Annotated in this window: 11 protein-coding genes; all 11 read right to left on the bottom strand. The window is 60.7% G+C overall.

The window, feature by feature from the left end:
* Positions 1 to 13: 13 nt before the first annotated feature.
* Entirely contained in the window at positions 14 to 910 is an 897-nt protein-coding gene (locus CJP46_RS08630) for an ABC transporter permease (RefSeq protein WP_094595232.1), read from the bottom strand.
* A gap of 19 nt (positions 911 to 929) precedes the next feature.
* The gene (locus CJP46_RS08625; protein WP_094595231.1) at positions 930 to 1856 is read right to left on the bottom strand and encodes an ABC transporter permease; all 927 of its coding nucleotides are present in this window, start codon (positions 1854 to 1856) and stop codon (positions 930 to 932) included.
* Positions 1857 to 1875: 19 nt separating this feature from the next.
* The gene (locus CJP46_RS08620; RefSeq protein WP_094595230.1) at positions 1876 to 3531 is read right to left on the bottom strand and encodes an ABC transporter substrate-binding protein; all 1656 of its coding nucleotides are present in this window, start codon (positions 3529 to 3531) and stop codon (positions 1876 to 1878) included.
* Between the two features lie 74 nt (positions 3532 to 3605).
* The gene (locus tag CJP46_RS08615; protein ID WP_094595229.1) at positions 3606 to 4934 is read right to left on the bottom strand and encodes an LLM class flavin-dependent oxidoreductase; all 1329 of its coding nucleotides are present in this window, start codon (positions 4932 to 4934) and stop codon (positions 3606 to 3608) included.
* A 391-nt stretch (positions 4935 to 5325) separates the two neighbouring features.
* A complete protein-coding gene (gene ssuE, locus CJP46_RS08610) occupies positions 5326 to 5892 on the bottom strand; it encodes an NADPH-dependent FMN reductase (RefSeq protein ID WP_094595228.1) in 567 nt (188 codons plus the stop codon).
* Between the two features lie 2 nt (positions 5893 to 5894).
* A complete protein-coding gene (locus CJP46_RS08605; protein ID WP_094595227.1) occupies positions 5895 to 7133 on the bottom strand; it encodes a M20 metallopeptidase family protein in 1239 nt (412 codons plus the stop codon).
* An 11-nt stretch (positions 7134 to 7144) separates the two neighbouring features.
* Positions 7145 to 8482: an LLM class flavin-dependent oxidoreductase gene (locus CJP46_RS08600; RefSeq protein WP_094595226.1), complete on the bottom strand. Its 1338-nt coding sequence runs from the start codon at positions 8480 to 8482 to the stop codon at positions 7145 to 7147.
* Between the two features lie 268 nt (positions 8483 to 8750).
* Positions 8751 to 9218 carry a DinB family protein gene (locus tag CJP46_RS08590; protein ID WP_094595224.1) on the bottom strand — a complete coding sequence of 156 codons (468 nt, stop codon included), beginning with the start codon at positions 9216 to 9218 and terminating at the stop codon, positions 8751 to 8753.
* 23 nt (positions 9219 to 9241) lie between these two features.
* Positions 9242 to 10441: an N-methyl-L-tryptophan oxidase gene (gene solA, locus CJP46_RS08585; protein WP_094595223.1), complete on the bottom strand. Its 1200-nt coding sequence runs from the start codon at positions 10439 to 10441 to the stop codon at positions 9242 to 9244.
* Positions 10411 to 11589, bottom strand: coding sequence for a M20 peptidase aminoacylase family protein (locus tag CJP46_RS08580; RefSeq protein ID WP_094595222.1), 1179 nt, complete (start codon positions 11587 to 11589; stop codon positions 10411 to 10413). Before CJP46_RS08580 ends, solA begins: the two co-directional genes overlap by 31 nt.
* 74 nt (positions 11590 to 11663) lie before the next feature.
* Positions 11664 to 12680, bottom strand: a complete 1017-nt coding sequence (locus CJP46_RS08575) for an LLM class flavin-dependent oxidoreductase (protein WP_094595221.1) — start codon at positions 12678 to 12680, stop codon at positions 11664 to 11666.
* Positions 12681 to 12685 lie beyond the last annotated feature (5 nt).

Below are 12685 nucleotides of genomic sequence, written 5' to 3'. Positions count from 1 at the left end.
TCCTCCTCATCCTTTAACGCTGCGTGATTTTCTTCGGATCGAAATGGTCCCGGAGCCGGTCACCAATAATGTTAACCGACAGGACAAAGGCAGTGATGGCCAGTCCCGGGAAGGTACAGATCCACCAGGCCGCGGTCAGATAGCCTCTGCCTTGGGAGAGCAGCGTCCCCCAGTCCGGCACCTCGCGAAGGACCCCAAGGCCCAGGAAGCTTAGGCCCGATCCCGTCAGAATGGACGTGCCGATGCCGATGGCCGCCATGACCAGCAGCGGGGACAAGCTGTTCGGCAGCACATGCTTCCAGAATACGCGCAGCGGCGAAGATCCGATGGACGCGGACGCTTTGACGAACGTCCGGCTCTTGATGCTCAGCACCTGCGCCCGCATCACCCGGGCATAACCCGGCACGGACGACACGGCCACTGCAAGCACGATGTTGAATAAGCTCGGACCGAGCGCACCGGCGATGGCCAGCGCCAGCAGGATACCCGGAATAGTCATCAGCACGTCGTTAAGCCGCATGATCATCGCGTCGATCCAGCCCCCTGCGTAACCGGACAGCGCCCCGACCGTTCCCCCGATCAGGCCGCCGACGAGGACGGAAGCAAAGCCGATAAATAGCGAGTCCCGGCTCCCGTACACGACCACGCTAAAAATATCCCGGCCGAAGTAGTCGGTGCCGAACAGATGCAGTCCGCTTGGCGCCTGCATGATGCTGTCCGTCCGCATTTCCGTTGGGACATAGGGCGCAATCCACTGCGGCATGATGGCACAGGCCGCCACAAACAAAATGATTAATCCGGCCGCCACCAGGAACAGGTCGCTTGCCGTAAACTTACGGGTTTTCGGTGCGGCCGCGGCCGCGAGCTTCCGCTCGCGCCAGACCGTCTTGGCGGATACCGCCTCCCTCATAACTGCTCCCTCCCACGATTTATGTTGAACGTCTCACGCGCGGATCGATCAGCGTATAGGACAGATCCACCAGCAGGTTAACCACCGTATAGATGATGGCTGAGAACAAAATGACGCCCTGGACCACCGGCAGGTCCTTGGCCATGATCGCGTCCGAAATGATCCGGCCGATGCCTTGGCGGGAAAACACCGTCTCGACGACAACCGTGCCCGCCAGCATGTCGCCGATGAGCATGCCCATCATGGTGACAGCCGGGATCAGCGCGTTGCGCAGCGCGTGACGATACATGACCGCCCGCTCCGCCAGGCCCTTGGAGCGCAGCGTCACGATGAACTGCTCGCTGATGACCTCCAGCATGCTGTTGCGGACCATCCGGATAATAAAGCCGCTTCCGACCGTACCGAGCGCCAGCGCCGGCAGAACCAGCGTGCGCCAGCCGTCCGATCCCATCGCCGGAAACCAGCCCAGCGTAATGGAGAAAATCAGAATGAGCAGGATGCCCGACCAGAAGGTCGGCATGGAGATGCCGAACAACCCGATGACACGGGCGATAATGTCAATCGCCCCGTTCCGGTGAATGGCCGACAGGACGCCCAGCAGCAGGCCCACGGTTACGGATACCAGCACGCTGGCCCCGGTCAGGGCCAGTGTGGCGGGGAAGCTCTCGGCGATTTTGGGCAGCACCGGATCGGAATTCAGCAGGGATTTGCCGAAATCCCCCTGCAGAATGCTTCCGAAATAATGGAGAAGCTGGATGTGAAACGGCTGGTCCACGCCCAGCTGATGCCTTAGGTTCGCAATGACCTCCGGCGTCGCCATCGAGGGGTCGACCATGTTGTCGGTCGGATCCCCGGGAAGAACGTAAAGGATGGTGAACACCAAAACGAGCGAGCCGACAATGACGAGGAGCGACGTAAACAGGCGCCGGGTTACCATCCACAGCATGCCGCCTCAAGCCTCCTTTCTATTTTTGCAAAGATACGTCGTTGAACAGCGGGTATCCCAGGGAATCAAAGGTAAGCCCCTGTACCGATTTGGAAGCGGCCACCGTATACGGGAATACGTAAATCGGCAGAATGACCGCATTGTCGATGATATAATGCTGAATTTTCTTGTACAGCTCCTCGCGTTTGGTATCGTCCTTCTCAACCCGCCCCTCTTCCAGCCACTTGTCGACTTCCGGACTGGCGAGTCTCGGCAGCGTCGGCCGGCTCTTCGGATCATAGGAGTGGTAGAAGGCGTACAGCGCGTTCGGATCGGAGTTGACCTGGCTGTTGCCGTACAAATCGTAGTTTCCGTTGGTGTAGACCACGGTGCGAACATCCTTCGTAATCTCGACTTCGACCTCCACGCCGATCTGCTTCAGCTGCTGCTGTACCATGACCGCGATGTCGTTGCGTTTCTCCCGGTTTGGCGTACCGTCGACGTAATGCAAGGTCAATTTCTTCCCGTCCTTGGTCCGGACGCCGTCCGCTCCCTTGACCCATCCCAGCTCGTCTAGCAGCTGATTGGCTTTGGCGATATCCGGTTTGACCGAGTTTTCCAGCGACGGGTCATAACCGAAGGTGCCCGGGGTCAGCGGGGACCAAGACCGTTCGTACGTGCCCAGGTACAACGTTTGGACGATGGCGTTCACGTCCACGGCCAGCTGCACCGCCTGCCTTGCCTTCAGCTCGTTCCATGGCGCGCGCTCCTGGTTGAAGAACAGCGTGTACGGCAGTCCAAGCGTATTTGCCTGCAGCAGCTGAAAATTCGGATCCTTTTTCAGGGCCAGGATATTCTGCGGCGGGACCGTTTCCGCAGCCAGCACCTGCTTGCTCTGCACGCTGCCGATCCGGGTGGCCTCTTCCGGTACGATTTTAAAATCAATACTGTCGAGGTAAGGCGCCCCCGTATTGGTCACGATCTCCGGCGCCCATGCGTAGTCCGGATTGCGCTCGACCTTGATGTCGGCATTCTCATCCCATTTGACGAATGTGAACGGCCCCGTGCCGACCGGATGCTGCCCCAACTGGTCCCCGTATTTTTGGGCCGCGGTCGGCGACACGATGCCGAGCAGCGCCTGGCTCAGATTGCCCAGAAAAGCACGTGAGGGCGTCGACAAATTCAGCTTGACCGTGTAATCGTCGATGACCTCGGAGGACTTGTAGGGCTGAAGCAGGGCGGCCGCATTCGCCGCCTTGGTGGCGGGATCCAGGATCCGGTCGAAATTGAACTTGACCGCCTCCGCGTTAAAAGGCGTTCCGTCCTGGAACTTGACGTCCTTCCGCAGCTTAAACGTGTAGCTCAGCCCGTCGTCCGAAATGGTCCATTCCGTCGCCAGCCACGGCTTGATCGAATTGTCCGGCAGCTGAACGACCAGGCTGTCGTAGATCGTGCGGATGACGCGGACCGCGACGGCCAGACCGCTGCGGTGCGGGTCCAATGTATCAGGCGACGTCGCCAGAGCGTAGGTGAGCTCCCCGCCTTGGGCGGATGCTCCCTGTACGGCGGGTGCCGCTCCGTTATCTGTCTGCCCCTGGGAAGCCGTCTGCTTGCCTCCGCACGCGGACAGCAGCAGAACCATGACCAGCAGAGCGGCCGCTATCGATTTGCGCCTGTTTTTCAGATATACTTTCATCTCTCTTAGACTCCCTTCATATCCAAATATCGTTTGCATGCATGGCGCAGGAACTTGGCTGGGCCCCGTCCCGTTTAGGACAGAGCCTTTTGCTTCGTATAGCGGTTCTCCGGTACCGGCAGGCCCAGATTTCCCCGCAGCGTATCTCCCTCGTATTCCGTGCGGAATAATCCCCGCTCGCGCAGAATCGGTACCACCAGGTCCACGAAGTCGTCCAACCCGCCCGGCACGCCCGATCCGATAATGAATCCGTCGGCGGCCTCTTCCTCGAACCATTGCTGCACCAGATCCGCCACCTTCTCTGGCGTCCCGATAAACACCGTCCGCGGCGTCGCTTCCTGCAGCGCTACTTCGCGCAGCGTCAGATTCTCTTCTTTGGCGCGTTTCTTGATACGGTCGGTCGTACTCCGGAAACTGTTCGAACCGAAATCGCCCAGGTCGGGAAACGGCTCATCCAGCGGATATTGGGAAAAGTCATGGTGCTCGAAGTATCGCCCGAGGTATTCCAAAGCCTTCTCGATCGTAACCAGCCCGGCGATTTCCTGATATTTGCGCTCGGCTTCCTCCTCCGTGCGGCCCACGATCGGTCCGATGCCCGGAAAGATCAGAATCTCTTCCGGTGCCCGCCCGAGCGCGACTGCCCGCTGCTTCACGTCCCGGTAAAAAGCCTTGGCCTCTTCGATCGTCTCCGGGCCGGTAAACACGGCGTCCGCCGTCTTCGCCGCCAGGTTCCGGCCGCTGTCCGAAGACCCGGCCTGGAATACGACCGGCTGGCCTTGCCGGGAGCGCGCGATGTTCAGCGGCCCCTGCACGGAGAAGAAGTCCCCTTCATGGTTCAGCCGGTGTAATTTGTCCGGATCGAAGAACACCCCGCTCTCCTTATCCCGCACAAACGCGTCGTCTTCCCAAGAGTCCCACAGCCCCTTGACCACCTCGAGATACTCTTCCGCGATCCGGTACCGCTCCGAATGGGCCGGATGCGGCCGGCCGCCGAAATTGAGCGCGGTTCCTTCCAGCGGTGAAGTTACCACGTTCCACCCGGCGCGCCCGCCGCTGATATGGTCGATGGAGGCGAACTGCCTGGCGACCGTAAACGGCTCGCTGTAGGAGGTCGACAGCGTGCCGACAAGCCCGATCCGGGAGGTCGCCGCGCCGAGCGCGGACAGAATCGTAACCGGTTCAAAACGGTTCAGGAAGTGCGGGATCGATTTCTCGTTGATATACAGGCCGTCAGCGATGAAAACAAAATCGAACTTGCCCTCTTCCGCCTTCTGCGCCTGCTGCGTGTAGAACGAAATATTTACACTCGCATCCGAAGGAATTTGCGGATGCCTCCATGCGGTGTGGCTGCTCCCCACGCCGTGTATGGTGGCCCCCAGTCGAAGCTGTCTGTTTTTGCCCATAGTTCACTCACTCCATCTTTTTTAAATTTGGGTTGAAACTTGAAATCCACGCCGTTCTTTTCATAAGCGCTGATGCATTAAGCACGGATGCATTAAGCACCGACTTCTTAAAAAGCCCGGTTCTCTGAAAAAAGATGACCTTCGACGATTCCATTATTATTTTTCCAATGCGTATAGTCGGGATTATTGCTGTTACTGTACCATCTATGCCTTTCCGGCCACAATATCGTATTAAAATCTTCTATTCAGGCTTTTCCATTCTCTATAAGGCATCACTCTGCGGGCTTTTCCGGGTATATGAAAAACCCCGATCCGTGCTTGGCGGACCGCGGTTTTCAGGTTTGTTTCGGACTGCATTGTATGTGGAGTACAGGGGGTATGAATTAGAGGTTCAGACGACCGGCTCTTCAACCGGCGTTAATGCTGTGTAACGGGTAAGCTCGCTGCGGAGTTCGGTTAACGCAGATTCCAGGCGCTCCCTCAGTTCTTCCTTGATCTCGAACCCTCCATTCTCCAGGCGCGTAATCCATCCGTCCACGGCGAATACGCCGCCAAGGATATGCGTCCCTCCCAGTGCGGCTACCACCGGCTTCAGCGCATAATCCACGGCCAGAAGATGGGCGATCGTGCCTCCGATAAACAGCGGCAGCACCAGCTTGCCCTGCAAGCCTTTCTGCGGGATGACGTCCAGAATCGTCTTCAGTGCCCCGGAGTAAGAAGCTTTATATACCGGGCTCGCAATAATGACGGCATCCGCTTCTTCCACGGCCGCGATGATCTGCCGGATCACCGGGCTGTTGAAATCCGCGCGGAGCAGATCCTCTGCCGGCAAATCCGCCGCCGAGATGAAATCGATCCCGTATCCGGCCAGCGCCAGCCGGTCCTCGAAAAACTGCGTCAAAGCGAACAGGCGGGACCCATGCGTTGGGCTCCCCACGATCAATGCTATTTTAGTCATCGTCATTCCTCCTCAAGGGATGGGTTTGAGACTGCTAGTTTCACCAAAATCCGGACCCCGTGCACCAGGACGTCCTCGTCCAGGTCAAACCGGGGCTGGTGGATCGCATGCACGATTCCCGCTTCCTTATTCCCGCAGCCAATAAAGGCAAAGGCGCCAGGAACCTGGTCTAGGTACCAGCCGAAATCCTCGCCGGCTAGGCTGGGCGGATCCAGGAAGCTCACCTGCTCCTCACCGAGCACCTGCCGTGCGGCCGCCATGATCCGCCGGGCGGCGCTCTCGTCATTGACGACGGCGATGCCTTCGCGCAGCTCCATGGCATAGCTTCCGCCGGCCGCTTCCGCGATCGTAGCGGCCAGACGACGAAGCCCTTCCGTGATCGCCGCAACGGTTTCCTTCCGGAAGGCCCGGAAAGTCCCCTTCAGCTCGCTGTTTGCTGCAATGACGTTAACGGCCGACCCGGCATGCAGCGTGCCGAAGGCGAGAACGGCCGCCTCCGCAGGATTGACCCGGTTCGCCATCAGACTGTTCACCTCGGTGACGAACCGTGCCGCCATCTGCAGGGCGTCCACCGCCTGGTGCGGGGCGCTGTGATGCCCGGACGTGCCCTGAAACCGGACGGTAAAATGGCTGGAAGCCGCCATCGCTTCGCGCGGATGGACGCCCAGCGTGCCGACGGGCAGCTCCGGCATGACATGGAGCGCGAAGCACTGGTTGACGCCGTCCAGCACGCCGTCCTCGATCATGTCGCGGCCGCCCGACAGCAGCCGCCCGTCCAGCGGGCTCGGCCGTGCGCCTTCCTCCGCCGGCTGAAACACGAACCGGATCGTACCACGGATCCGGTGGAGGTGCGCAGCCAGCGTCCGGGCCGCGCCGAGCAGCATCGCCGTGTGGGCGTCATGGCCGCAGGCATGCATGACGCCTTCATGGATCGAGCGGTACTCGGCGTCATTCTCCTCCCGGATCGGAAGAGCGTCCATGTCGGCGCGAAGCAGCAGGGTCGGGCCGCTGCCGCCGGTACCGTGCAGCGTTCCGACGACCCCCATGCCAAAGTGCTTGCCGACGCCGCGCCTCACTTCGATCCCCCAGGATTCCAGCAGTCCGGCCACGATGCCCGAGGTGCGGACCACATCGTACAGCAGCTCGGGGTGGCGATGCAGGTCCCGCCGAATCCGGACGAGTTCCTCCCGGAGCCCTCCGGCGTATTCCATCAGTTCATCCGTTTGCGTCAGCCCGATCATGGGCCGCTCCTTTAAGAACGCCCGGCTGCGGTCTTGGCTCCGGCGTACCGGTTCTCCGGCACTGCCAGCCCGAGATTGCCGCGCAGCGTATCGCTCTCGTATTCGGTCCGGTAAATACCGCGTTCCTGCAGGATCGGCACCACCTGTTCCACAAATTCCTCAAGCCCTTTCGGCACGGCGGCCGTAATCATGAAGCCGTCGGCCGCTCCTTCCTCGTACCATTCCTGAATGCGGTCCGCAACCTGCTCAGCCGTTCCGATGAAATTGCCGCGCGGCGTAGCCGACTGCAGCGCCACCTGCCGGAGCGTCAGTCCTTTTTCCCTGGCGTCCTTTTTGATTTTGTCCGTACCGCTCTGGAAGCTGTTCTTGCCGAGATCGCCAAGATCCGGGAACGGCTCATCGAGCGGATATTGGGAGAAGTCATGATGCTCGAAAAACCGGCCGAGGTAATTCAGCGCGTTTTCGATCGTCACCAGGCTGGCGACCTCTTCATATTTCCGCTCGGCTTCCTCCGGCGTGCTGCCGATGATCGGGCTGATGCCCGGGAAGATCAGCACGTCGTCCGGGTTGCGGCCGAACGAGGCGGCGCGGGATTTGACGTCCTGGTAAAAGGCTTTCGCATCCGCCAGCGTTTCGTGCCCCGTAAAGACGGCGTCCGCTTCCTTCGAAGCGTAGTTTTTGCCGACCTCGGACGAGCCCGCCTGAAAGATGACCGGCTGCCCCTGCTTGGAGCGGGCGATGTTCAGCGGCCCTTTTACCGAGAAGAACTCGCCTTCATGGTTCAAGGTGTGCATTTTCTCCGGATCGAAGAAGACGCCGGTTTCCTTGTTCCGCACAAACGCGTCGTCCTCCCACGAATCCCACAACCCCCGGGCCACTTCCAGGTATTCGGTCGCGATCCGGTAGCGCTTGTCGTGCTCTGGATGCTCCTTCTTGCTATAGTTCAGTGCCGAGCCTTCCAGCGGGGACGTCACGATGTTCCAGCCGGCGCGCCCGCCGCTGATCATGTCGAGCGAGGCAAACTGGCGGGATACGGTAAAGGGCTCGCTGTAGGAGGTGGATAGCGTACCGACGAGCCCGATGTTCTTGCTGACGGACGCCAGCGCACTCAGGATCGTGATCGGCTCAAAGCGGTTCAGAAAATGCGGGATCGATTTTTCGTTAATATACAAGCCGTCTGCGATAAAGACGAGGTCCATCTTTCCTTCCTCGGCTTTTTGGACCCAACGTTTGTAAATTTCAAAATTGACGCTGGCGTCGGGCTGGGCATCCGGATGGCGCCACATGGAGGTTCCCCCTCCCACACCGTGCAGCAGCGCGCCGAGTTTCAGCTGTCTTTTCTTGGCCATCTCTTCCATCCTCCTTAGTTAAAAAGCGATTCTATTATGGATAAAAATTTCACGTAACCTGCGCCATTTGAATTTGAAATCATCCAAGCGTTACCAAGTGCCGCATCAGGCCTGCCATCCTCTGTAGTTTCAAAGTTGATGCGCTTCGACTTTGACTTCGATGGCTTCAAACGGTTGGCTTTTCGACTTAGTTCTGCGGCTTCAAATGGTATGCGCTCCGGCCTCTTTTGCCTCATCAGTCTTTCCAGCAACCTTCCTGGAAATGGGCTTAGACCAGGGCGGCCGCCTGCTTAATGCGCTCGATTTGCCCCAGGTGGTTCTCCACATGCCGGATAAATCCGCTGATGAGATCGGCGACGCTGACGGTCTGACCTCTGGGGTTCACGCCGGTCTTCGCCAGATCTTCGGGCGTAAGCCGCCGGAGCAGCTGCGTGTTGTACGTAAGCAGCGCGTGGAAAGCATCGAGGATGTCCGGCGTGCTGCCCTGATTGGCATGCTGGCCGCGGACCCAGGCGTCCTGTTCGAACGCCGGCAGCTGCGCCGTCGAGCCCGCGAGAATATCGCGGATGCGAAACGAGGTCACGATGCTGTGATCGGTCAGGTGCGAGAGGACCTCCTGCACGCTCCATACTTCCGGCGCCCGTTTCCAGGTCAGCTGTTCCTCAGTCAGACCTTCGATGGCCGCGAGCAGCTGACCGTACGTGCCGTTGAATTTGTCAATTTGTACCTCACTCATATGAACGCTCCTTCCAACCTGGATTAGGTAACGGGTGATTTTTGCTCAGCGGCAGGCAAGGGATGAAACCGGGACAGGGAGAACGGCGCGATATCGTGCGGGCTTCGGCCGTCCACGATCAAGTCTGCCAGCAGGCTGCCGACCGCGCTCGAAAATTTAAAGCCGTGTCCCGAAAATCCGCCCGCTGCCCACACATGCGGATAATCCGGATGCCGGTCGATGATAAAGCCCTCGTCGGGCGACATTTCGTATTTGCACACCTCGCCCCGCTTCAGCCGTCCCGAGGCTCCGGGCATGTAGGCTTCCAGGGCGCGCCTCAAATCGCCTTCATCTTCGGGGATTGAGCCGAAGGGCGCAAGCGCCTCACCAGGCTGCCAGGCATTCCCGGCGTCGTGCCGGCCGATTTTGAGACCGGCCCCACCGATGCTCGGGAAGCCGTAATAAGAGCCTTCCGGCGCATCCAGCGTGAAGCCGGGAAACCGTCCGTTATCGAAGGCGGGGGTGTTCGTCTCGAACCACCCCACCGCTTTGCGGACGGCTCGAACCGGAAGGTTCACGAATGGGGACAGCGTGCCGAACCAGGCGCCGGCGCTCAGGACCGCGAATGAGGCATGGTAGGCGCCTTCCTTTGTCGTCACGGTGACCCCGTCGGGATGTGCCTCGACGCCCCGGACCTTCGCGTAGGTCAGCAGCTCCGCGCCTTTGGAAAGGGCCAGCTTGCGGTAAGCCCCGACGCAGCGTTCGCTGTGCAGATAGCCTGCGGCCGGCTCATACATCGCCTCGAACGAATCCGGTACGCGCAGCTCGGGCCAGCGTCTGCGGATCTCCGCCGCGTTCAGCCGTTCGGGGTGAATCCCGTACCGCTTGGCCAGCTCAATCCGTTCCTTGTAGGAGTACAGGCCGCTGTCGGCGAGATTCAACACGCCGGACTGAACCAGCAGCTTCGTCTCGGTCAGGTCCTCGACTTCGTTCCAGAGGCGATGCGCGCGGATCGCCATCTCCGTATAAACCGGTACTCCGCCGTAAGCATGCCGGATCAGGCGCGGTTCCCCGTGGTGGCTCCCCTCCTGGTGCGGCGGGTCAAACGCATCGATCAGCAGCGTCTTCACTCCGCGGCGGGCCAGGTAATACCCGGCGCTCATGCCGATTGAGCCCGCTCCGACGACAATGACGTCATACAGCTTGCTAGTGGCTATTGCGACGCACCCCCGTCCCCGAAGCATGCCAAGGCGTCTTCGGCCAGCTGCGTGAAAAAGGCGACGCTGACCGGGATCGCCCGCTCATCCAGGTCAAAAGCCGGGTGATGCCATTCCTGCTTGCCGTTCGTCCCCATGAAGACGAACAGCCCGGGAATTTCCCGCTGATAGACGGCAAAATCCTCACCGGCGGGGGAAGGAACCGGTACAATGGCCCGATATCCCGCCACTTCGGCTGCGGCTGCGCCAAGCTCGGCCAGAGCCGGATCGTTGTCCACCGGCGGCGGCCCTTCGATCCAGCGGACCGTGGCCGTGGTGCCGAAGGCTTCCGCTACGCCCCGGACGACCTGTTCGAACCGCGCCAGCACCTGCTCCCGCACCTGCTGATCAAACGTGCGGATCGTGCCTTCCAGGAGCGCCTGCTCCGGAATGACGTTCCACGTCGTCCCGCTGTGCAGCTTCGTGACGCTGATCACCGCGCTGCTCAGGGAGCTGATGTTTCGGCTCACCACCGACTGCAGCGCCGTAATGATATGCGAAGCCGTCACGATGGGGTCCAGCCCAGCCTCCGGAACGGCCGCGTGCGAGCCCTTACCGGCGACTTCGACGACGAAACCGTCGGCCGCGGCCATCAGCGGCCCTTCCTTGATACCGATCGTCCCGACGGGAAGATCGGGCTTGTTGTGCATGCCGAAGATAGCCTGCACGCCCTTCAGCGCGCCGCTGTCGATGACCTGCTTCGCGCCCTTCGCCTTCTCTTCGGCCGGCTGGAAGATCAGCCGGACCGTGCCTTTCAGCCCATCTTCACGGGTTTTCAGCGCGTACGCCGTCCCGATCAGGGCGGCGGTATGAAAATCATGCCCGCAGGCATGCATCCTGCCTTCAATTTCCGACGCGAACGGGAGCCCCGTCTCTTCCTGGATCGGAAGCGCGTCGATGTCCGCGCGCAGCGCGATGACCGGCCCCGGCTGCAAACCGCCGACCTCGGCCACTACGCCGGTGGCCAGCGGAAGGTCCAGGATCCGGATGCCCGCTTCGCTCAGCCAGCCCCGGATCCGGCGCGTCGTCTCGAACTCCTCGCCGGACAGTTCCGGGAAGCGGTGCAGCTCCCGGCGGATTTCGGTCAAGCGGTCCACCCCCACGGTGGCGGGAGACCGCACAGCATCGTTCGTCATGTCGCCATCCTCCTTTACCTGTGTCTAGGGGCACTCAGGCGGGTTCGCCTTCTGCCCCGGTCCCGTTCACGTCCTCAAGCCTCTGCCGGTACCTCGGCCAGCGCCTCCGCCAACAGCTCAAACGAACGGAGCCTCTTTTCAAAAGGCTGGATGTTGGTCGTCACAACGATCTCGTCGATTCCCGACGCCCGATGAAGCTCAAGCAGCTTTTCGCGGACGGTTTCCTTCGTTCCCTTCAGCACCGACGGCTCGTGCTCCTCGACCGTGTACGGCTCATTGGCCTGACGGCCGAATTCCTCGGCCTGCTCCAGCGTACCGACCGTCAGCGTACGGCCGCTGGCAAGGTGAATCTTCACCAGCTTGTGGGACCCGGCAAGCTCGGCCGCTTCTTCCTCGCTGTCCGCTACGACGACGGACAGCGCCACGATGACCTGCGGCCGGGTTCCGTGCAAATCGTCAAACGCGTCCCGATAGGCACGGATGGCCGCCAGCGCGGTCGCTTCATCCCCGTTGATGAACAGCGAGAATACGTAGGGCAGCCCCAGGCCGGCGGCGATTTCGGCGCTGCCTACGCTGGCACCCAGCACATACAGCTCCGGGGCTGTCTCCGGCAGCGGAGTGGCGCGCAGCCCGTGCAGCGGATGATCCGTTTCCAGACGGTTATGGAGATGCTTGCCGAGCTCCACAATTTTATCCGTCAGGGAAGCGGAATCCCCGGCTCCGCGCTGCAGCGCCTGTGTGCTCCGCGGCAGCCCTCCGGGCGCACGGCCGATGCCGAGGTCGACCCGACCCGGCGCCAGGGAGGCCAGCACGTTGAAGTTCTCCGCCACTTTATACGGGCTGTAATGCTGCAGCATGACGCCTCCCGATCCGATACGGATCGTCTGGGTCTTGGCCAACAGGTAGGAAATCAGCACCTCCGGCGAAGAGCCCGCCACGTGGTCGGAGTCGTGATGCTCCGACACCCAGAATCGCCGGAACCCGAGCGCTTCAGATTTTTGGGCCAGCCGTATCGTATGCTCAAACGCCTCCGCGGAAGTCTCTCCGGGATACATCGGGCTTTGATCCAAAACGCTAATTGTAATGCTCATATGGC

This window comes from Paenibacillus sp. XY044 (assembly GCF_002257645.1).
Lineage (GTDB): Bacteria > Bacillota > Bacilli > Paenibacillales > Paenibacillaceae > Paenibacillus_AQ.
The sequence above is the reverse complement of the archived record's forward strand: the minus strand, read 5'-3'. Positions and strand labels throughout refer to the sequence as shown.

What these genes read in the sequence shown, in the direction of transcription:
- CJP46_RS08630 (WP_094595232.1), bottom strand. Translation starts at nt 910, where the DNA reads ATGAGGGAGGCGGTATCCGCCAAGACGGTCTGGCGCGAGCGGAAGCTC.
- CJP46_RS08625 (WP_094595231.1), bottom strand. Translation starts at nt 1,856, where the DNA reads ATGCTGTGGATGGTAACCCGGCGCCTGTTTACGTCGCTCCTCGTCATT.
- CJP46_RS08620 (WP_094595230.1), bottom strand. Translation starts at nt 3,531, where the DNA reads ATGAAAGTATATCTGAAAAACAGGCGCAAATCGATAGCGGCCGCTCTG.
- CJP46_RS08615 (WP_094595229.1), bottom strand. Translation starts at nt 4,934, where the DNA reads ATGGGCAAAAACAGACAGCTTCGACTGGGGGCCACCATACACGGCGTG.
- ssuE (WP_094595228.1), bottom strand. Translation starts at nt 5,892, where the DNA reads ATGACTAAAATAGCATTGATCGTGGGGAGCCCAACGCATGGGTCCCGC.
- CJP46_RS08605 (WP_094595227.1), bottom strand. Translation starts at nt 7,133, where the DNA reads ATGATCGGGCTGACGCAAACGGATGAACTGATGGAATACGCCGGAGGG.
- CJP46_RS08600 (WP_094595226.1), bottom strand. Translation starts at nt 8,482, where the DNA reads ATGGCCAAGAAAAGACAGCTGAAACTCGGCGCGCTGCTGCACGGTGTG.
- CJP46_RS08590 (WP_094595224.1), bottom strand. Translation starts at nt 9,218, where the DNA reads ATGAGTGAGGTACAAATTGACAAATTCAACGGCACGTACGGTCAGCTG.
- solA (WP_094595223.1), bottom strand. Translation starts at nt 10,441, where the DNA reads ATGCTTCGGGGACGGGGGTGCGTCGCAATAGCCACTAGCAAGCTGTAT.
- CJP46_RS08580 (WP_094595222.1), bottom strand. Translation starts at nt 11,589, where the DNA reads ATGACGAACGATGCTGTGCGGTCTCCCGCCACCGTGGGGGTGGACCGC.
- CJP46_RS08575 (WP_094595221.1), bottom strand. Translation starts at nt 12,680, where the DNA reads ATGAGCATTACAATTAGCGTTTTGGATCAAAGCCCGATGTATCCCGGA.